The sequence below is a fragment of the Pontibacter vulgaris genome, assembly GCF_022758145.1.
GTDB classification, from domain to species: Bacteria; Bacteroidota; Bacteroidia; order Cytophagales; family Hymenobacteraceae; genus Pontibacter; species Pontibacter vulgaris.
The window spans coordinates 233,355-253,586 of record NZ_JAJVDH010000006.1; the positions used below are offsets into that span (position 1 = coordinate 233,355).

15 protein-coding genes and 1 pseudogene are annotated in these 20,232 nt (G+C 41.5%); 9 read left to right on the forward strand and 7 right to left on the reverse strand.

Annotated elements, in window-relative coordinates; all coding sequences use genetic code 11:
- Positions 1–286: 286 nt before the first annotated feature.
- On the reverse strand, positions 287–1,195 hold the full coding sequence (locus tag LWP20_RS15410) for a helix-turn-helix domain-containing protein (protein ID WP_242929067.1): 909 nt from the start codon (positions 1,193–1,195) through the stop codon (positions 287–289).
- A gap of 726 nt (positions 1,196–1,921) precedes the next feature.
- Positions 1,922–2,506, reverse strand: a complete 585-nt coding sequence (locus tag LWP20_RS15415) for a cysteine hydrolase family protein (RefSeq protein WP_242929068.1) — start codon at positions 2,504–2,506, stop codon at positions 1,922–1,924.
- A gap of 84 nt (positions 2,507–2,590) precedes the next feature.
- On the opposite strand from LWP20_RS15415, the gene LWP20_RS15420 reads away from it, so the two are divergent.
- A complete protein-coding gene (locus tag LWP20_RS15420) occupies positions 2,591–4,066 on the forward strand; it encodes an aminotransferase-like domain-containing protein (protein ID WP_242929069.1) in 1,476 nt (491 codons plus the stop codon).
- 356 nt (positions 4,067–4,422) lie between these two features.
- On the opposite strand, the gene LWP20_RS15425 is transcribed toward LWP20_RS15420, so the two are convergent.
- Positions 4,423–5,562 (reverse strand): acyltransferase family protein, encoded by a 1,140-nt coding sequence (locus LWP20_RS15425; RefSeq protein WP_242929070.1) that lies wholly within the window; start codon positions 5,560–5,562, stop codon positions 4,423–4,425.
- A 37-nt stretch (positions 5,563–5,599) separates the two neighbouring features.
- Positions 5,600–7,465, reverse strand: a complete 1,866-nt coding sequence (locus LWP20_RS15430) for an alpha-amylase family glycosyl hydrolase (RefSeq protein WP_242929071.1) — start codon at positions 7,463–7,465, stop codon at positions 5,600–5,602.
- 213 nt (positions 7,466–7,678) lie between these two features.
- Between LWP20_RS15430 and LWP20_RS15435 the strand changes: the two genes are divergently transcribed.
- Complete coding sequence (locus tag LWP20_RS15435; protein WP_242929072.1) at positions 7,679–8,752, forward strand: sensor histidine kinase; 1,074 nt, start codon at positions 7,679–7,681, stop codon at positions 8,750–8,752.
- Positions 8,739–9,467, forward strand: coding sequence for a LytR/AlgR family response regulator transcription factor (locus tag LWP20_RS15440; protein WP_242929073.1), 729 nt, complete (start codon positions 8,739–8,741; stop codon positions 9,465–9,467). The genes LWP20_RS15435 and LWP20_RS15440 overlap by 14 nt, the downstream gene beginning before the upstream one ends.
- A 334-nt stretch (positions 9,468–9,801) precedes the next feature.
- On the opposite strand, the pseudogene LWP20_RS15445 reads toward LWP20_RS15440, so the two are convergent.
- Both LWP20_RS15445 and LWP20_RS15450 read right to left on the reverse strand, forming a co-directional pair.
- A pseudogene (locus tag LWP20_RS15445) lies at positions 9,802–10,077 on the reverse strand (neutral zinc metallopeptidase); the annotation flags it as partial.
- Entirely contained in the window at positions 10,077–12,512 is a 2,436-nt protein-coding gene (locus tag LWP20_RS15450; protein ID WP_242929074.1) for a TonB-dependent receptor, read from the reverse strand. The gene LWP20_RS15450 and the pseudogene LWP20_RS15445, both read right to left, overlap by 1 nt.
- A gap of 295 nt (positions 12,513–12,807) precedes the next feature.
- Between LWP20_RS15450 and LWP20_RS15455 the strand changes: the two genes are divergently transcribed.
- Both LWP20_RS15455 and LWP20_RS15460 read left to right on the forward strand, forming a co-directional pair.
- On the forward strand, positions 12,808–13,884 hold the full coding sequence (locus tag LWP20_RS15455; protein ID WP_242929075.1) for a sensor histidine kinase: 1,077 nt from the start codon (positions 12,808–12,810) through the stop codon (positions 13,882–13,884).
- The gene (locus tag LWP20_RS15460) at positions 13,865–14,626 is read left to right on the forward strand and encodes a LytR/AlgR family response regulator transcription factor (RefSeq protein WP_242929076.1); all 762 of its coding nucleotides are present in this window, start codon (positions 13,865–13,867) and stop codon (positions 14,624–14,626) included. Before LWP20_RS15455 ends, LWP20_RS15460 begins: the two co-directional genes overlap by 20 nt.
- 464 nt (positions 14,627–15,090) lie before the next feature.
- Here the strand turns inward: LWP20_RS15460 and LWP20_RS15465 are convergent, their stop codons facing one another.
- Positions 15,091–16,377, reverse strand: a complete 1,287-nt coding sequence (locus tag LWP20_RS15465) for a DUF5690 family protein (protein ID WP_242929077.1) — start codon at positions 16,375–16,377, stop codon at positions 15,091–15,093.
- 278 nt (positions 16,378–16,655) lie between these two features.
- Between LWP20_RS15465 and LWP20_RS15470 the strand changes: the two genes are divergently transcribed.
- The 4 genes from LWP20_RS15470 to LWP20_RS15485 all read left to right on the forward strand — a co-directional run bounded on the left by LWP20_RS15470 (position 16,656) and on the right by LWP20_RS15485 (position 20,176).
- Positions 16,656–17,798 (forward strand): serine hydrolase domain-containing protein, encoded by a 1,143-nt coding sequence (locus tag LWP20_RS15470; protein WP_242929078.1) that lies wholly within the window; start codon positions 16,656–16,658, stop codon positions 17,796–17,798.
- Between the two features lie 71 nt (positions 17,799–17,869).
- Positions 17,870–18,490 carry a Crp/Fnr family transcriptional regulator gene (locus tag LWP20_RS15475; protein ID WP_242929079.1) on the forward strand — a complete coding sequence of 207 codons (621 nt, stop codon included), beginning with the start codon at positions 17,870–17,872 and terminating at the stop codon, positions 18,488–18,490.
- 62 nt (positions 18,491–18,552) lie between these two features.
- Positions 18,553–19,260 (forward strand): MBL fold metallo-hydrolase, encoded by a 708-nt coding sequence (locus LWP20_RS15480; protein ID WP_242929080.1) that lies wholly within the window; start codon positions 18,553–18,555, stop codon positions 19,258–19,260.
- Between the two features lie 112 nt (positions 19,261–19,372).
- Positions 19,373–20,176, forward strand: coding sequence for a pseudouridylate synthase (locus tag LWP20_RS15485; protein WP_242929081.1), 804 nt, complete (start codon positions 19,373–19,375; stop codon positions 20,174–20,176).
- Positions 20,177–20,232 lie beyond the last annotated feature (56 nt).

Consider the following 20,232-nt stretch of genomic DNA (forward strand, 5'->3'; position numbering starts at 1 on the left):
CGCAAGTTACAGGATGCAATAGTGACCTTCTTATAAAGAGTTGCACTGATTTGTCTTGTATTGAGAACGGAGACAAATTAAGATCATAAAACTGCTTTAAAATTGCACCCTGCAGGAATAAACAACAGCCTATAATTTACAATTTTAGTACAATCGTATTTTTCAACAACTCGATGGAGAATTAAGGGGAAACTGATCTAAGAATTGCAGCTGAAATACCCAGCATAATCAGTACTTAATGTGTTAAGCTCAATTCTATTATCTGCCAGATGATTACAATGAGAGATTAAACAGCGGCTTTGGAGGCTGCCAAGTACTCTTTGGGGCTGATGCCTTCCATCTTTTTAAATGCCTTGTAAAAACCGCTTCGGGAGGCAAAACCTGCCTGCAAGGCCAGCGCCTCCATGGTAAAGTTTTGTAAAAATTCTTCTTTTTCTAACTGGATTTTAAGGTAAGCAATGCGGTACTGATTGATAAAATCGTTGAAACTGGTTTTTGTGAACGTGCTTAGAGCTTGGGAAATTTTGTAAGCAGGTACACCCAGGTGCATAGCAATTGTATGCACCTTTAGTGTCTTCTCTTTAAAGCACTCTGTTTCCTGCACAAACTGTTCTACCTGCCGCAGCAGGGACTCTGAGTTAATGGCCTGTACATTTGTTTGCTCCTGTTTTTTAATGCGCAAAAGTGTTTCAGGCTTCATGTCCAGAAAAGATGCGATGCAGTCAAGCGGAAGCCGGTCGATAAAGCCAGGTTTGGATTTAACAAAATAATGATAGCGTTCGGTAGCATTGCCTACACGTACTATATGGGTACGCTCCTGCGCATCGCGGTAGTAATTTTCGTAAACCTGCCTGATTATATAATTCAGGTCGAAGAATTGTTTGTACCACCCCTGCAATATATCTGTGTGTACGCCCAGCACAAGTGTCGGTTCTACAGCAACTATAGCTTCGCGGGAGGGTTGTTCGCCATAGAGTCCCGACAAGGAACTGACGAATTCATTCTCGACCGAAATATAGGTGGTGATCTTTTTCTGTTTGTGAGTCGAATATGCCATTAGTGCGCCTTCACGTATAAAATACATATAGTTACACTTACCACCTTCGTAAAGCAGGTGCTGGCCTTCCTCTAACTCAATGGCGATGGCATGCTTGTAAAATTCTTCCTGCAATTCACCGCTCACCGGATACAGCATAGTCAGCAGTCCAAGAATATAGGCTATATCCTGAGGGTTTACTTGTTTGATTTGTAGAAGATTTTCACGCATTAGATGACCCGGGGCAGGATTATATTACAACTATAATATAAAAAATTAGATATGATTTTCAACCAATTACTGTAAATGCAAGATAAATAACATATTATATATGTTAATACTTTAGTCGCATTGCGAAATTAAGCTTTACAAACTAATTCCCAGCTTGTGCTTATTAACTTTTGCTTAATTTGTGTCTACCTCATGCAGCTACTTGCACAGCAGGTATAACACAGGAAAATTATGCTGAGTTAATCTTAATCAATGATTCGGTACACCTACAGAATATTAAAGAGCTTTTAAATCAGCTAAATCTCTGTCGAAAAATTTCGATAACTCCATCCTTTGGTCTACTGAAAGCCGCTCCAGGTAAAACTGGAGTGGCTTTTTTTATGTGCTTTGGAAACTAGTTAGTATTTCGATGCTTTTGATTTGGGCATTGACCAACGCAGAGATTTCCGTTGATACTGCTTTATAGAGATTTAACCGAGCCATGGTGGTAGAGTTTTTCCTCCAGTCTATCAAAACAAGTCGGTATGGCTCCTGGTAAATCATCCGCTTTAAAGGAAATCGTAATGTCTATAGCCACTTCCATTATGGCATGAATGATTTCCTTATTATAGGAGCCGTGATGGGGATTACTGCTCCATTATTAAAGGGGCTTGCTCATACGGCTGCATACTGTTCCTGATTGATAGTAGACAAAGCTTGTTCTGTTGTCACAATAGTGGCAAATTCCTTATGCAAGCTGGCCAGCGATATACGGTGAATGTCTTCAGATTTGTAATGCGAACCGTCCGGTCCGATCCTGTCGAAGGTAGCAGTGGCATCGGTCACCACAAAAGTTTCAAAACCTAAATTCCCTGCCATACGGGCCGTAGTAGAAACGCAATGATCGGTGATGAACCCCACAAGCAGCAGACTCGAAATTTCCTGCTCTCCCAGATACGCATGCAGATTAGTGCCGATGAAAGCGCTGTTAACCTGCTTCTGAAATAACGGCTCGCTCGCTTGTGGCTGTGCAATGTCCATGATGGCATTGCCCTCGTGCGTTGAGTGGAGCAAAGACGTAGCTTTAGTAGAGTTGTGCTTTACATGCATAACGGGCCATCCATTACTACGCCAGTGCTGGAGGAGCCTGGCTATGTTTTCTTCGGCTTGCGGATTGTTGCGGTTGCCGCCCCAGTAAGCCTCATCCTTAAAGGCCTGCTGCACATCGATCAACAGTAATGCTGTTAGGTTATTTTTCATAGTTTTAATTTTGTACTGTGCAAAAGTACCAGCCACCTGGGCTATCTTTGTAGTCCAGTTCTTATAAAGTAACTAGTCCAGTAAATGAACCTGCCCTATCTCCACGACATCGTTATAGACAAAGAAAAAGCCACGCCGGTTTACGTACAGCTCGCTCAAGGCCTGGCTTCGCTCATTAAGCAAGGCATTCTTAAACCTGGCCAAAAAATGCCTGGCTCACGCATACTGGCAGAGAAGCTGCACCTGAACCGCAACACGGTGGTCCTGGCTACCAATGAGTTGCAGGCAGAAGGCTGGTTAGAAGCCAGGGACAGAAAAGGCCTGTTTGTAAATAAGAATCTACCTGTTGTAAAGGGGAAGGGTAATACAGTAGCAACAGATACTTTTCCTGAAAGTACTGGCTTTCTGCTGGAGGCAAATCAGCTACTGGAAGCCCCGGAAGTGCACCACCTGCCGCTGGAGTTTAACGACGGCTCTCCCGACCCACGCCTAAGCCCATTACACGAACTAGGACGGGAATACCATCGGCTACTGAGAAAGACTAACCCCTTGCACTTGTTTAGCTATTCCCATGCCCAGGGCGATGTCTTGTTCCGGAAAATGCTGAGCCAGCAGCTCAACGAACACCGGGGCCTGAAAACATCACCTGACACTGTTTTTGTCACGCGTGGCAGTATCATGGGCATTCACCTGCTCTCACAGGTGTTAATCCAAAAAGGAGATAAGGTAGTTGTAGGAGAACTTAATTACCACACAGCTAACCTGAGTTTTGAGCAAGCCGGAGCTCAGCTGCTTAGGGTACCAGTAGATGAAAAGGGTATGGATATGCAAGCTTTGGAAAAGCTGCTTCGAAAGCATAAAGTAAGGATGCTTTACATCACATCCCACCACCATCATCCCACCACTGTCACATTAGCTCCTGAAAGAAGGTTCCACCTTTACGAACTTGCTAAACAATACCGCTTCTGTATCCTTGAGGATGACTATGATTTTGATTATCATTACGAGAATAAGCCGACGCTTCCCATTGCCAGCATGGATACGGAGGGCCTGGTAGTTTATATAGGCTCTTATTCCAAAATAATTTATCCCGGCATCCGGGTCGGGTTTATAGTGGCTCCACCAAATCTGATAGAGGAGTTAGTAAAATACCGCCGTATCACGGACAGACAGGGCGATCATTTAATTGAAAGGGCGATAGCTAACCTGATGCGCGAGGGGACCATGCAACGCTACCTGCGCAAGAGCAAGAACATCTACAAAAAGCGCAAAGAGCACTTCTGCCAGTTGCTCCGACAGGAATTCAGTTTGTACCTGGAATTCCAGGAGCCAGAAGGTGGCATGGCGGTGTGGGTCAAATTCAAGGAGGCGTATCCTTTGCCCGACGTGGCTGCCCGCTGCAAGGCAAAAGGGCTGCACCTCTCCAGCGGCCATGGTTACAATACGCCCAGTGGCAGCACAAATGCCTGCCGCATGGGTTTTGCCAGTATGAGTGAAGAAGAGATGCGTGCTACATGCGAAATACTTAGAACAGTGCTAGAGGATATGGGCCGTCGTTGAGATTCGTATCAATAAAACGACTTGTTCTAACTATTTAAATTATCCTAATCAATTCGTGTAACTCAGTTTACTCACTATGAAAGTATTTACTAAAGTACTACAGGTGCCCCAGTCCGAATCCAGGCAATTGCTATAAAGATTACTCTTTCTCAATATCAAAATAGTCACGTAAAGCTGCAAAATCAATGTGGATAAGGTTCGATAATTCCATCCTTTGGTCTACTAAAAAGCCACTTCAAGTAAAATGAAGCGGCTTTTTTGGTTCGATAATTTATCCCATTTGGTTCGTATTTTACAATATCATGCCTGATGATAGTTTAAGCTGTAACCAAAAGTATATGCACTGCAATGCAGCACTATCCATTAACTGTGCTTTTTTTCCATTGCAGAAACTTTGTGCTTCTTAAAAACTGTCGAGCCTTAATTTCTATATAATGGTAAGTATAATGAGCACTGATAATCGTTAAGCCGACAAAGCAAAACCCAAGCCTAAGTTTTACTGGAACGGATAGTGAGGTGATCTTAAATTCACTTTTAAGATAGGTCAGGGAAAACCAGAATACTAAGAACCAGAATCCGTGCATCATGTAAATGGAGTAAGATATATCTCCCAGGTAGCGCAGTGTTTTCCTCTCCAAAGCCCTTTTAACCAATCCGTTATTATAAGCAGCACAAAGTAACAGAAGTATAAACAACGTAATAAGAAGTATATCGCTCAGACCAAAATGAAAAGCCATTACAATCATCAGCGCTGAAATTAAAAAGCTGCTGTTTTTAGAAAGCCATACTTCCCCTACTTGATGCATAAAGACCTGGTAGACTATAGTCCCAAGTATAAACTCTGCCAGACATCTTACCCAGCCATAATCAAACGTTATATCTAAGTTGCCCCGAATCGAGAACATGCCGATAAGTACTGCACCTGATACAACCAGGGCTATACTTTTATAGGTAAGGTTACTCTTAAACACAAACGGAAGTATAAAACAAGCGCAAACATAAGCCCACCATTCTGCACCAATAGACCAGGAAACTATATTCCAGGAAAGGTAAACATGTTGATTCATGGCATTGATCAGAAGCAGGTTATCCAGAAGTGCTGGCCAAGCCAAAAATGTCTCCCAACTACCGTCAACAACAGCAGGAAATAAAAGAGGTACGATGATGGCGAGTGGGACTAATAACACAAGTATAAAAAGATGCAGCGGATAAATTCGGGTAAAGCGTGCCCATAAGAAGGTCTTGATCAGCTTAACTTTATCTGAAGAACTTGCAAATGTTGCACCGTACACATGGCTTATCACAAAACCACTGAGTAAGAAGAAAAAATCAACCCACAGATACCCTTTAGTAATAATGCCGGTTAGCTCATGTGGAATTAAAGGACCAAAATCCCTGTAAAAGAAAATCACATCCAGGTGAAACAGCATCACCCACAGGGCAGCTATACCACGCAAAGAGGTTAGGGATGTGATGTAGTTTTGTTGCTGCATCATCTGGTTTTGTAAAGTATAAAGTGCTGATTTTCCATACTTAATTTTTTAATTCCAACACCCACATCTGCATTGCCGGGATGGTAGCTTTTTCTGAGGTTTTTATTTTATCGTTGCTGATAATATTCACAGCTTCAGAGAAGTTGCTTGTCCTTTCAGCATACTTTTTAAAATCCAGTTCATGGGCTTTGCTATCCGTGTTCATCACGCACATTATAGTTTGATCATCGTCATAGCGGAAGTATACATATACTCCGTCAACCGGAACATAATGCATCATCTTCCCCGTCTTTATAGCCGATGAATTTTTCCTGAAATTGCCCAGCTTCTTGACCAGGTCCTGAATTTCGCGTTCATCCTTTGTTAGCCCTTTGCCGGTAAAGGCATTTTTAGCGTCGCCACTCCATCCACCCGGAAAATCTTTCCGCACCAACCCATCAAATGGGTTTGTAAAGCCTTTCATTAAAACTTCAGACCCATAGTATAACTGCGGAATGCCACGGTAGGTAAGCAGCCATTGGTAGCCTATCTTTTGTTTCTCCACATTTTCGCCAACTACAGAAAAAAACCTGGGTTCATCATGGTTATCCAGCAGCAGTACATTCTGCATCGGGTTCTTATTCAGGAAATCATTGCTGGCCGTATTGTAAAGCTTATTCACCCCGTTTGTCCAGCTGATAGGTTCTGTAAGCGCAGGTATTATACCATAATAGAGGCACTGAAAATCTACGGAAGACTGCAGGTTACTTTTATAAGGTAAGTCCAGATTATTCGCATTAAAGTATGCCTGGTTAGCTGTCCCGAATACCCTGGTTTCGCCAAACATGGTGATGTTGGGATATTCATCCATAATGGCTTTGTTGCATCGGTTGGCAAACTCCAGATCGCTGTAAGTATAAGTATCAATCCGGATACCGTCAATGCCAAACTCCTGTATGTACCAGATCATATTTTGTATGATAAAATTAGCCATGAACGGGTTGTTCTGGTTAATGTCAGGCATGCCATTATCAAACCAGCCATCACTCATCCTTTTTTTATCAGATGGAGCAGCATAGGGGTCAAACAAAGTCTGTTCCCGGTAAGTAGTCTGCGTAAAGCTAGGCCAGCGGTGCATCCAGTCGTTGGCAGGTGGGTCCAGTTCTAAAAAGTGCTGCAAACCTGTGTGGTTATATACCGCATCCATAACCAGCTTCATCCCATTTTTGTGCAGGGCATCACTTAGTTCCTTATACTTGGCAGCTCCACCAAAGCGTGGGTCTATTTTATAATGGTTGGTAATGGCATAGCCATGCTCCGTTCTGTCGGGGCGGTCGTTTTCCAAAACAGGCAGCAGCCACAAGGCCGATACACCCAGGCTTTTGAAGTAATCGATGTGATTGATGATACCCTGAAAATCGCCACCATGTCTGTAGTAAATAGAATCCCTGTTCAAAGACTGGTCGCGCATGCCGGGAATGCGGTCGTTGGAGGTATCTCCGTTACTGAACCTGTCTGTTATCAACAGGTCGATAAAATCGGATGAAGTAACTCCCTGAGCATACGCAGTACCGTTCCCCTCCCGCTTTTTATCCAGTCGCCACTTTATCTTGTGCGTTTTGCCCTTTCCCTTCAACTCTATAGTTACAACACCTGGTTTGGCTGTAGATGCAATGGAAATATCTACAGCAACATACCTGGCATTTTCGAACTGGTGCGTTTTAAGAATGGTAATGCCCGGATGAGAAATGCTTACTTTTTTACTCGCCAGTTCCTCATCTGTACTCCTGATCAGCAACTGGATCTGGTTCATCTTCATGCCTGTCCACCAGTTGGTTGGATATACTTCCGTAGCAGCCTGTGCGCTTACTGAGGATATCCCAAAAACAATTAGAAGAAGTAATAGCACTACCTTGCCATTTTTCATATAGGAATAATTTTTAGCCTTGAAAATTGAGATGAATATATTTTTGATCTTAAAAATTTAAAATCATCCTATACATAAAACAGGTTTCACGATACAAACAACATGACAGCCAGTTCATCCAACTTCTGACTAAAGTATTCTTTGTTATAAAGTGATTTAAATAAGATGAAAGTCATTATTTTGCATACACATCACGACACTCACTACCAACCTATGCCCCAGATTAAGACAGAGTTTTTTACACCTACCGGGGCCGTTAAACGCAACATGTATGTAGTCTATTGGGGAGGTTATGTAATGCTGTTCAGTTTTGTGCAGGGCTTTGCTTCAAGGGATATTCTGACAGCGTTTTATAATGAATTATTCAGCCTCCTGCCTAAAGTAATCTTTGTTCTGCTTGTAGTTGAGTGGCTGATGGATGCCATGTTCTTCAAAAACAAAATAGCAAGGTTTCTTATTATTTATACTTGTCTCCTGTTAGTTTTCGCTTTCCTTCAAAGGCTGATCGACAACCACATTATCTTAAGCTATTTCCTGACGTTTTGGGAAAAAGAACCCTTACTAAGCACTGCACCATACTTGTACAATATAATCAAACTGCAGTTTGTGGTTACTGTACCATTTTCCATTAAGCTCTTTTACAACTGGGCTAAAGAAAAGAACAAAACGCAGGCTATTCAGGCAGAAAAAATGGAGGCTGAGTTAAATTCCCTGCGTAACCAGTTTCATCCCCATTTTATGTTCAATGTGCTGAACAGTCTTTATTCCAGAATACTGGCCAAGTCGGATGATGCAGGTGATATGCTACTTCAGATTTCTTCGCTGCTGCGCTTTTCGGTGTATGAGGCAAATGACAAAACCATTTCGCTAGAAAAAGAGATTCGGTACATCAGCAATTATATTGCGTTGCAGCAGATGCGCTTCGATAACCGGCTTGAACTAAGTTTTACGGTAACAGGTGAAGTTGAAAACAGGAAGATAGAGCCTTTTCTGATGCTGCCCTTTATTGAAAACAGTTTTAAGCATTGCATGAACGATGAGCGAGAAAGCGGTTGGATCACCATCTATATTACTATAAAAGAGGATTGGCTTACCTTGAAATTAGAGAACAGTATCCCACAAAAAAAGGCTGTAGTTGATGCGCTGGAAGGACAAAGCGGATTTGGAATTATGAACGTAAAAAAACGGCTTGCCCTATTATACCCTGAAAATCATTACCTGCATGTCTCAGAACAGGAAGACAGTTATTTTATCTTTTTAAAAATAAAACTATATGCAGCCGCCTGAAGACATTAAGTGCATTATCATAGAAGATGAATTACCGGCAGCAAGCGTACTGCAAATGCACATTGCCCGGTTCCCTTTTCTTAAATTAAAAGATACTTTCAGCAGCTGTACAAAAGCTCTGTCAGTTCTAAATTCGGAAAAGGTTGACCTGATCTTTTTAGACATTAATTTACCTGGCGTGCCGGGTAACCAGTTTGCCAGTACAATCAAGGCTACCACAGGCATTATCTTCACGACCGCTTATAGCGACTATGCTGTTCAGGGATTTGAGTTAAATGCAGTAGATTATCTTCTTAAGCCTATCTCATTTGAACGATTTTCCAAAGCGATAAATCGTTACCTGACCCTGTACCAGCATAATAGCTCTGTTTTACCAGCTGTAGATAAAGTTGATGCAAGGCCATTCGTTTTCATCAAATGCGACCGTAAAATGGTGAAGATCTTCCTGGATGATATTTTATACCTGGAAGCACAACGGAACTGTTTATTGATCTATACAGAAAATGAAGTATACCGTTCTTACCAGGCCATTTCAGAAATGGAAGAAAAATTACCTGATACTTTGTTTGTACGGATGCACCGATCGTTCATCATCGCTTTAGATAAAGTAAAGGCCTACAACAACAGTTATGTAGTAATTCAGGATAAGCAAATACCTATTGGGAGAATGTATAGCGATGTTATTAATAGTACTCTGAAGGCAAATGTAAAATAAGTTGATCTCTCATCTTATGCTCAATAAACCTTTGCTGTAAAGGAGAAGTTAGTGATTTACGTATCCAGATAACTCTCCTTAAACAGCCAAATCCTTGTAGATAAGGTTCTATAATTCACTCCTTTGGACTACTGAAAAGGAAAAACCAATCATACTGATCGCTTTTCCCTTTTTCTTTTTCAGTTAAAAAAAACTGCACCAGGCTTGGAAAGGGCAAAAAAGCCGTTTACTCTTTAGGTTTGATCAACTAGTAATAGAGTTAATGTAAAAATGCCTCTCCATTTCTGGGGAGGCATTTGTTTTGATCCAGGGATAAAGCTGCCAGGCTGATGCTCTACAACTGAGTTGCGTTAAAAGTATCGCCTTGATTCACATCGCCTGTTTCGAAGCCTTTCCTGAACTAGCGGACTCTTTGGGCAGAAGTGCCGTGTGTGAAAGAGTCTGGCACTACTCTTCCGGTGGCTTGCTTTTGAAGACGGTCATCGCCGATGGCACTTGCTGCATTCAAGGCTTCCTCCAGGTCGCCGGGCTCCATAAATCCCATAGCTTTTTGGGTATGATTCGCCCATACGCCAGCATAGAAATCAGCCTGCAGCTTTATAGTTAGGCTCACTTACCACCTGCCCTGTTCACCTCATCAAGGTTCATACTTTTCTTGCCTGATTTAAACTCACTACCCTGGCTGAAGCTGTAACGAAGATTGATCTTAAAGCCCTGAGTCCCTCTATATTGGTCGGCTTTTATTTTATTCCCGTCTATGTTTATAGTTCCTGCCATTCTTTTAGTTTTGAAAATATCAGTTACACCTAAGCTTAAATCCAGTTTTCCATCCATAAAGGAGTGCTTCAGGCCAGCATCTATACCCCAATTGGCATTAATGCGGTATAAGCCGTATGCCATTGGCCCTTGGTAGCCAGCATTTACCTCTATCTTAACATCTTTTGGCATTTGAATGGAATGGTTTGACTGCAGCATGAAGGTTAATTGTTCATTTGCCTGCAACTGCCCCTCCAGTTCTTTTGTGAACTTCTGAAACAGACCTGTAGCGGTGTTGTTCATCTGCCATTTAGGAGAAACCTGCACCGGAACTATAAATGTTGCGTTAAAACTCTTCATATCCTCCACGTTCTGCTGCTGGAAATAAGTGGTTTTATCTGCTGCATTTTGCTGTGGTATTTCAGCTATAAAATCCTTCGTTACCGAATAGCCTACAACTACATTATAACGTTGGCTTATAGTTTGCGTCACATTAAAAGCGTTGGTGTATTGCGGCTTTAAGTATGGGTTGCCAACTACCCAGGAGTAAGGATCAATGTAAAATATGAAAGGGTTCAGGTCACTATATTGTGGACGGTTAACGCGGCGGCTGTAGGAATAGCTTACTTGGTAGTTATCATTTACCGAGTGCTGCACAAACAAGGTTGGGAACAGATTAAGGTAATTTTTTTCTGTTTTTTGCGCCATCGTAACGGAGTTACCTTCTGCAAACGTCTGCTCGGCACGGAGCCCTGCTTGTATACTAAGTTTACTACCAATGACAGTGGAGAAAGATGCGTAGCCTGCTAAAATGTTCTCTTTATAGATAAAGTGGTTGCTTCTCTTAGCATCCGGATGCATTTCACCATCCGTCTCTTCATAAAACTTCAGCTCATTATCAGAGATCACACGACTCGCTTTCGCACCTAGCTCCAGTTTGCCTGCCTTGCCTATAGCTTTAGAGAAGTCTGCTTTTGCCGCGTAGATGTCGTAGTTATTTGGGTTATCATACAGTAGCCTGCTAACCGATGCATCTGCAAGTTCTGCCAGGCTTTCTAAACGATTCACGAAAGTGGCATCGCTCTGGCTGTAGAGCCGCACATAGTCAAAGTCTGCAGAGAAAGTAGTACCCAGCGTATCCAGCTTGCCCAGGTAATGCAGGTTAATAGCGCTGTTTTGGTTATCAGATCTTCCATTGTTTAGCGCATTTATCAACAGATCGTTTTCCGGATTGCCGTCTGTTAGTTTTGCTAAGGTTTTGATCTGGTTTTTAGTATTGTAAACGGATATGTCGGCCAGAAAACCAATGCTGTGTTGCTGGTTAAGGTCAATGTCAGAGCCTAATCTAAGGGTGGAAACTGTTCTTGTTCCTTCCTCTCTCAGGTTTTGGTTAAGGCCACCATCCTGTTGGCCCTGGAAGGTGCGCTGCATTTTATTTATTCTTAAGGTAGCACGCTCGGCAAAATCAAAACCGGCAAAAGAATTCCATGGGCCTTTTTTATAGTTTACTTCTGCACCGGTTGTATAACCGTTTAGTTCATTGTATTGGTAACCCGCATGCAGACTGCCATTCAGTCCTATATCTTTATGCTTTTTCAGGTTAATGTTAATGATGCCTGACGCACCTTCTGCATCATACTTTGCCGACGGATTGGTGATGATCTCCAACTCTTTGATGTTGTCGCCGGACATGCTCTGCAGAAGATTCTGTAGCTCTTTTCCGTTAATCTGAACAAGTTTGTTATTGATCATAACTTTTACGCCTGCTTTGCCATTCAGCTTCAAGTCGCCATTCTGATCGATCCAGACACCCGGCGAATTTGATAATACTTCATAAGCAGAGCTTCCACCAGCAAGAGCAGTTCCTTCCACGTTTACCACCATTTTATCAGCATAAGCAACTATAGTTGGGCGCATGGCCTGTACTTCTACCACTTGCAATACCTGTGCATTCTCTTTTAAAGTCGTGCTTCCGAAGTCTTTTGTAAAGCTTTCGCCGGTAACTTCAAAAGGCTCAGAGTTTAGCTGCACGTACCCCAGAAAATTGAAACGCAGGAAGTATGTACCTTTAGCCGGCGACTTGATCTGGAACCTGCCCTCAGCATCTGCGGTAGTACCGTTAATGACCTTAGAGTTTGAAGCTTCTAAAAGCGCCACATTGGCAAAACCCACCGGCTGCCCCTGCTCGTCTTTAACAGCACCAGTTAAAAAACCGCTTACCTGTGCAATGCCCGCCTGTGGCAAAACAGTTATCAGTAACAGGATGATGATGTGTTGTAAATTTTTCATTTCATTAAGTTTTATTTGTCCCGAAATCAATTAATTGATTCAAAGATGTGGCATCAGATAAAGGATAGAAACCTGTTTCTTATGAAGCGGGATATGAGCCTAATGAAGTGGGATAATGGATAGTTGAATTGGAAAGCTTATGGGATGAAATAGTCGTTTATAGTAATGAAGTAGGCATTGCATGAACTATAGTAAGCTATCATACTAGATCACTTGCTTGTTTTTGAATTGCAAATAGATTTACTTCGATGTGAAGATTTAACCCCTCCCGCTAGCCAGATTGTGACCTTTTATAATGAGTAAGTTGCGCGTCAAGTATAAACCATTCCTGAAACAGGTTGCTATCGCTGCCCTGACGACAGTGCTTTTATACTATGCCTTAGTGTTTGTGCACCAAGGAACCATCTGGCTTTTTAATACAGGCATTCTGGTAGAACTGGTAGTTGCGTTTTTCTTTCTGCTGGCTATCTTCGTGTCGAACAGTTTTATTTCCAAAGCTTTTACTTCAGGATATTTCAGCCGTATTCCGGGTAGTTGGAAAGCGGTTTCAGAAGGTATTGCAGTAGTAGTCAGCAGCGTTACCCTTTGTTTCCTGCTTTACTATGTTCCTTACAGGCTCATCTACTATGCGGCTGATACAGAAATAGACCTGTTGCCCGAACGGGTTCGCCTGGCGTATGTTATCAGTAGTGTTGCAGCGCTTTTTTTCTACTATTTTGTAGAGCGCGAGCGTAATCTGAAGCAATTACAGGAAGAGCACTTACGCGCTGAGCAGTTGCAGAAAGAAAACTTCAGAGCACAGCTGGAGGCTTTGAAGAACCAGGTAAATCCGCACTTTCTTTTCAACAGCTTAAACGTGCTTAATTCACTTATTTATGTTGATCCGGACAAAGCTGCTACTTTTCTGAGCCAGCTGGCAGAAGTATACCGCGCACTGCTTGATAGTGGTGATAAACCGCTTGTACCGCTTGAAAAAGAAATGGAATTAGCTGACGCTTACATCTACCTTATGCAAACCCGCTTTGGCGAAAATGTGCAGTTCGAGGTAGTGATACCACCTGAATGCCTGCACCTACAATTACCCCCAACGTCGTTGCAGATGCTGCTTGAAAATGCCATCAAACACAATGGCTCTACTTCAAATAAACCATTGCACATCTCTGTGTATGTAAAAGATAATAAGCTGGTAGTTGAAAACAATCTTCAGCCACGCTTTGAGGAAGTTGCCTCTACCAAAGTAGGGCTGCAGAACATCAGCAGCAGGTATAAATATTTTACCGATGAGAAAGTGGAAGTGGAGCAAAATGAGCAGTCTTTTATGGTAGCTTTACCTTTACTTGATGTAGCCCCATATGAAAGTAGTTATAGTTGAAGATGAGCAACTGGCGGCCGATGCTTTGGCCGCTATCGTGAAAAGGCTTCGTCCGCATACAGAAGTTCTCTCCAAAATCGGATCGGTGGAAGAAGCGGTGCAATGGTTTACCCTGCACCAGGCACCGGACCTGATCTTCTGCGACATACACCTATCGGATGGCAACAGTTTTGAGATATTCAGGCAGGTAGCAATTAGCTGCCCTGTCATCTTCACGACTGCCTATAACCAATATGCCATAGAAGCATTTAAAGTAAATAGTATAGACTACCTGCTGAAACCTATTAAGGCAGAAGATGTAGCCCTTGCTCTGAAAAAGTATGAAAACCAGCAACGCCCTTTGCCGCTGCATGCAAATAATCTTCAACATCTCCTTCAATCTCAACAACAACTACAGCAGCAAGTAAAATCCAGGTTCCTGGTAAAGCAGGGTCAGGCCATAAAAACTATTCCCGTGGAAGAAGTGTCCTACTTCTGGGCAGAGGATGGAGTAGTGTTTCTTGTAACCAAACAAAATAAACGCTTTATCATTAATTATACCCTGGACCAGCTGGAAGAGCAACTTGATAGCGCTATCTTTTTCAGGGCAAACAGGCAGCTTACTGTACACATTAATGCTGTGCAGGAAGTACGCTCTTATTTCAAAGGCAGACTTTCAGTGTTGTTACACCCTTCCACTGAAAAAGATGTTATCATCAGCAGTAGCAAAGCTTCAGATTTTAAGGATTGGCTGGATATGTAGTTAATCTTATTCCTAAGGAACAGGATCACTGGAGGCAGCCGATATAACTAAAATCAGTGGATTATGACCTTTCAGTTCTTTTACAAAGCGCTTTAGTATTTCCTCACTAATAAAGCCGGCGTTCTCTTCCTACAATTCCGGACGCTTCTCTACACTATTGTTTTTTTACCACCTATAGCCAGCAGTATGCTTTTAAGTATAGGTACCCTGATTGCCTTTGTTTTCTTTTACTAGGTTTTTTTGCTCTGTTATACATCAGCTAAGGACTTTGAAACCAGATGTTTCCTAAAATACTTATACTACCTGTTGTTCCAGAGATTTGCGCTGGCCTCACACGAGTATGATTAGCAGTATGATTGTGAAGATCAATATGAAGCTAGTACTTCCTGTTTATATCACAGAAAATTTACCTCTCTTGCTCTGTAGAATTAAGCTCCCAACGTATAGCTTATATTCTGCACTAATTACACAGTCCTTAGTTTCCTGGCGTTAAGGCTTTTAAACTTTCTGGAAAAGTAAACCATAGAAAAAGCTGTTAGTAAAATACCGATTGCTGAAAGGCCTATTACACTGTTAGAAAAGAATGTTACCCAGTTTAATTGCACCTTAAATATCTCTTTGCTGAACAAAACTCCCACGCTGCCCACATACCCAAAAGAATCGGCCAGGTATATTAAAAACCCTACGTTGCCTGTATACTTAAAAGTAGAGATCAGCCGGTCGAAGAACACAGCATTAAAGGGAATATAAACCATGTATAAGCCAAGTCCTACCAACATCATCCACCAGATTGGTTCAATTGAACTTGTAGCAAAAAGCAAGGTGGAAACTCCGGCAATGATAAATCCGATCAGGATAAAAATGTGTGCGGTTTGCAGCGCTTTATAATTGTTTTTGATGAGCACCATACTGCCAATCAAAACAAGTATAATAAGGGTAATGGGAGTTTCTGTTTTCGAGAATATAGCAGGCTGATTAAAATAACCCAGCTCCTTCCACATTTCAGCACCAAAGTTATCGCGGATATCACGAAAGATGGTTGCAAAGCAGTAGATTAATACGCAAGCTGCAATACCGGCATAAAATTCTTTAACAAAACCTTTCCGATCTTCTTCGGTCATTGCTAGTCGTTCTGTTCTGAGCTGTACGTCTTCCTGACTGGGTGGCGGTATTTTCTCCATCAGAAAAACAAAAAGCAAGAGCGGCAGAGCAAAGACCAAACCGGTATAAAAAGGCACCCAAAATTCTGTTACGCTGAACTGCACCATCAGCCAGGCACCAACAGATTTTACAAAACCGGAAGCAAAGATAAAGCTCACTGCTAAGGTAGCTCCAATGAAATCGGTGCTGCGCCTGCCTTCTACGTATGAGAAAACCACTCCCCACAGCATGCCTAAAGGAAAACCGTTTATAAAAAGAAAAACAATGTTGTAAGGAGCCGGCACCAGCGCGAAAAACAACCAGCTTAACCAGGATATTCCGGTCAGGAGGAGAATCACGCTGCCCCTGCCCGTTCGTTTAAGTTCTGAGATATATTTGATGCCATAAAATTTTGCAAGTAAATAACCTAAAACCTGACTGATAACTAATAGTGTTTTATAGCTGTAACCGGCTACTTCAATTCCATCGAATGTGGCAACAGTAAAAGACTTTCTGAAGCCGAAGATCATAGTATAGGTTAGGAAAACCACAATAGCAGCATAGAGCCCAACTTTAACCTGGCTACTTTTCTTTTCAATTACTACTAACATACTTTATACCTTAATCCAAGAATTGCAAATCACTTAAGCTATTGAATATAGTTATTTGTGTATAAAGTATACTGCTTGAGTTGTGAATTATTTATGTTCTCATCGAAAAAGGCTTTCGCAGGTAACTATAGCAGCTTCACCTAAGGCTATATCACTTAGTATGTACTTCCTTAATGGCGAGCTGCTACTTAGCTTCCATCGATATTAGTTAAGCGAAAATTGCGCTTTTAACTTTTATAAGAATTAACTTCATTTGTATACACTCTAGCCTATAAACCATGAAACCAGCCATAACCAGCGTGTGCTTTACTTTCCTACTCCTACTAGCTCTAACAAAAAGCAGTTATGGACAAACAGAGAAAGCCGAGAAAGAAATTCATGCAATTATGCAGGAACATGCTGTTGTGGGGCTTTCAGTTGCTGTAGTTAAAAAAGGGGACATTATTTACAGCAAAGCTTTCGGCTTAAAAGATATAGAGACAAACAAGCCCCTTGCGCAAAATGATATTTTCAGGATTGCCTCTATATCAAAATCTTTCTCTGCAACAGCTATCATGCAGCTTGTGGAGGCGGGCAAACTATCATTGGAAGATGACTTCAGTAAGTTAGTAGGATTTAAGGTAAGAAATCCAAACTATCCAAACACGGCCATCACCTTGAAAATGGTGCTATCCCATACTTCAAGTATAAATGATAGCCAGGGATATTTCACACTTGACGCCATCAATCCTGCCAAAAACCCGGATTGGGCCAAATGCTACAATAACTACGAGCCAGGCAAGGGCTACGAGTATTGCAACCTGAATTTCAACATGGTGGGTACTATCATTGAAAAATTATCCGGAGAGCGATTCGACCAGTACATAAAACAGCACATTTTAACTCCCCTTAATCTTTACGGCGGGTATTGTGTAGATTCGTTAGACGCTGGCCGTTTCACAACTCTTTATGCTTACGATACTTTATCCGGCAAATTTATACGTTCTCCCTCCGCTTATAACCCCAGAAGAGATGAGATCAAGAGCTATGTCATGAGCTACAGTACGCCGGTTTTCTCACCTACAGGCGGTATGAAAATTTCTGCTCCCGACCTCGCAAAGTACATGACCATGCACATGCAGCACGGCAAGTATAAAAATACCAGAATTATCTCCCGTAAAAGCTCAAAGCTAATGCAAAAACCAATTGCCAAAAACGGTTATGGAATGGCCCTGACTACGGAAAAAGATTTAATTCCCGGCAAAATGTTAACCGGACACACTGGTACAGCCTATGGCCTTTACAGCGCCATGTTTTTCCACCCAAAAGAAAAGTTCGGCATTGTGGTTATTACAAACGGATGTAGCGAACCTGAGACTGATGAATTGAACAAAGTGATAGTCGCAACAATTAACAGCCTGTATCAGAACCTGGTAAAGTAATTCTGAGTGTAAATGCTGGGTGTAACATAATTCAGTGCCTATTTTATTTGCTGGTAACTTTATTTCATACTTTGATAAAACAGGATGCTGAGCAGTTACTTTTAATTAAAAAATTAATGACAGTAGAACCTTTAATTAAGCACGTTTCAGAAAATGTTCCTCTAAGTAATTGGGAAGCTGATTTGATCAGGCAATTGTTCGTCTTTACCAGGTTTCAAAAAAATACTGTTCTTGTAAAGGAAAATACTGTTACTCAGAAGCTTTATTTCTTAAATAAAGGCTTTATCAGGACATCGTGTTTAGAAAATGGGGAAGAAACTACAACACACATTGCAGGAAATAATACATTCATTACAGGTTTTAAGAGTTTTGCGACAGGTACAGTAGCAGAAGAAACTTTAAAGTGTGTAACGGATTGCGAGGTATTTTATATCACCAAAACAGATTATGACCTCCTCTACCAAAAGAGCGAGAACTGGCGAAGGTTCTGTAAAGGTGTTTATGAAAAGTATTTGATAATTACACAGCAACGCACAAAAGATATCCTCACTTTATCAGCTGAAAAGCACTATTTGAAATTAGTATCTGATCAGCCCGAACTGATACAGAATTTACCCATACAGCACATTGCTTCATACATTGGTATTAAACCTGAATCTCTCAGCAGAATCCGCAAAAAAATAAGTTCCTAACATTTATCAAGTATTTATTAAGCTGTAGCTATGAGTTTTGCATTGTAAAACTCATAGCTACTATGCAAAAAATAATACAACTAGCCGTTTACCCTTATGGAATGATAAATTGCTTTCTGATAAAGGGTGAGAAAAAGCATATTCTTGTAGATGCTGGTTTACCTGGCAGCGAAAAAACCATTCTGAAACAATTACAGAAGCTAGGTATAAAAAAGGAAGACATAGACCTTCTAATTATTACCCACGGGCACATCGACCATTTTGGTAGTGCAAAAGCTCTGAAAGATGAATTAAAAATACCTGTCCTGATGCACGAATTAGACTCCAGAGCATTAGAAACCGGCAAAAGCCTGAGAGAAACATTAAAGCCCAACAAAATATACTGGAACATCCTGAAAAGAAAATTGCTTAGAGATAAGGCCATACCCTGCACCCCTGATATTATTCTAAAAGGCGATGAAGAATTTAACTTAACAGAATGGGGAATTAACGGCAAAATAGCTCACACTCCGGGCCATACACCTGGTACACTTTCAATTGTTATGGATAGCGGAGATGCAATTATTATGGATCTGGCTTCGTCAGGTATACTTTTGGGAGGCATTGCCTTTCATTCAAGAATGAAACATCCACCATTTCACGATGATCTGGAACAGGTAAAGGCAAGTATAAACCGGGTTCTTTCCATGAATACTAACAGATTTTACCTTGGGCATGGTCATCCTGTAACAAGAGAATCATTGATTGTTTACAGAGATACTTTTTTATAGTAGATGGCAGGTATAAAGTTGAATGAATGCTGTTGCTTATTACTAGTTTTGTTTTCAGATAGTCAATTATAGTTAAAGGCAGATAGTCAATTATAGTTAAAGGATTAAGAGCTTGCTACCAACAGTATTACCCAAAACCAATTATTTCATACCATTTAATAATTCAGTTAAGCATTATCCGATACCTGAAAAATTCACTTATCCTTTTGATTATAAACCGCATCCGATCAGCCTGCTCGCCTCTGAAGAACTTAAAGGCTACCTCACAAATTACCAGGAATGGGACCACAACTTTGGCCTGACGCATGGTAAGGAAGGGAAAGTAATAGGAAAAATGTTTGGCGTCCTGGTAGTAAAAACCGAAGAAGATGAAATTGGCTACCTGGCAGCTTTTTCCGGGAAATTAGCCGGAGGCTATCACCATCCTTTCTTTGTACCGCCAGTATATGACGCACTGACAGAGGGCAGTTTTCTGAATGTAGGCATGCAGGAACTGACACGCATTAACCTTAAAATAAAAAGGTTAGAAGAATCAGGGAAAAAGGAGAATGCAGCGGAAATTGAAGATCTTCAGAAATTGCGAAAGCAAAACTCCATTGACCTGCAAGGCAAGCTATTTGACCGGTTTCATTTCCTGAATAAATCAGGCAGAGAGAAAAGTTTGCGCACCATCTTTCAGGGCAACTCCAATAGTAATCCTCCTGCAGGTGCCGGCGAATGCGCTGCGCCTAAACTTTTGCAATATGCTTTTCAAAATCAACTTAAACCTATAGCTATGGCAGAGTTCTGGTGGGGTTTATCACCTAAATCAGACTACTGGAAGCATGGCCATTTTTATCCTGCCTGTCGTGAAAAATGTGAGCCTATATTAACTTACATGCTTGAAGGTATAGAATTGGATGAAGCTGCGGGTTAGCCTGAGCTGAATAGCACTGCATATAGGTTTTAAAGATAAGGCCCTTTTGCCTTTAC

Excerpts from the sequence above, each read along its gene's own strand:
- LWP20_RS15415 (WP_242929068.1), bottom strand. The coding sequence starts at position 2,506 with ATGAAAAATAACCTAACAGCATTACTGTTGATCGATGTGCAGCAGGCC.
- LWP20_RS15460 (WP_242929076.1), top strand. The coding sequence starts at position 13,865 with ATGAAAGTAGTTATAGTTGAAGATGAGCAACTGGCGGCCGATGCTTTG.
- LWP20_RS15435 (WP_242929072.1), top strand. The coding sequence starts at position 7,679 with ATGCCCCAGATTAAGACAGAGTTTTTTACACCTACCGGGGCCGTTAAA.
- LWP20_RS15440 (WP_242929073.1), top strand. The coding sequence starts at position 8,739 with ATGCAGCCGCCTGAAGACATTAAGTGCATTATCATAGAAGATGAATTA.
- LWP20_RS15455 (WP_242929075.1), top strand. The coding sequence starts at position 12,808 with ATGAGTAAGTTGCGCGTCAAGTATAAACCATTCCTGAAACAGGTTGCT.
- LWP20_RS15450 (WP_242929074.1), bottom strand. The coding sequence starts at position 12,512 with ATGAAAAATTTACAACACATCATCATCCTGTTACTGATAACTGTTTTG.
- LWP20_RS15410 (WP_242929067.1), bottom strand. The coding sequence starts at position 1,195 with ATGCTGTATCCGGTGAGCGGTGAATTGCAGGAAGAATTTTACAAGCAT.
- LWP20_RS15480 (WP_242929080.1), top strand. The coding sequence starts at position 18,553 with ATGCAAAAAATAATACAACTAGCCGTTTACCCTTATGGAATGATAAAT.
- LWP20_RS15470 (WP_242929078.1), top strand. The coding sequence starts at position 16,656 with ATGAAACCAGCCATAACCAGCGTGTGCTTTACTTTCCTACTCCTACTA.
- LWP20_RS15465 (WP_242929077.1), bottom strand. The coding sequence starts at position 16,377 with ATGTTAGTAGTAATTGAAAAGAAAAGTAGCCAGGTTAAAGTTGGGCTC.
- LWP20_RS15430 (WP_242929071.1), bottom strand. The coding sequence starts at position 7,465 with ATGAAAAATGGCAAGGTAGTGCTATTACTTCTTCTAATTGTTTTTGGG.
- LWP20_RS15420 (WP_242929069.1), top strand. The coding sequence starts at position 2,591 with ATGAACCTGCCCTATCTCCACGACATCGTTATAGACAAAGAAAAAGCC.
- LWP20_RS15425 (WP_242929070.1), bottom strand. The coding sequence starts at position 5,562 with ATGATGCAGCAACAAAACTACATCACATCCCTAACCTCTTTGCGTGGT.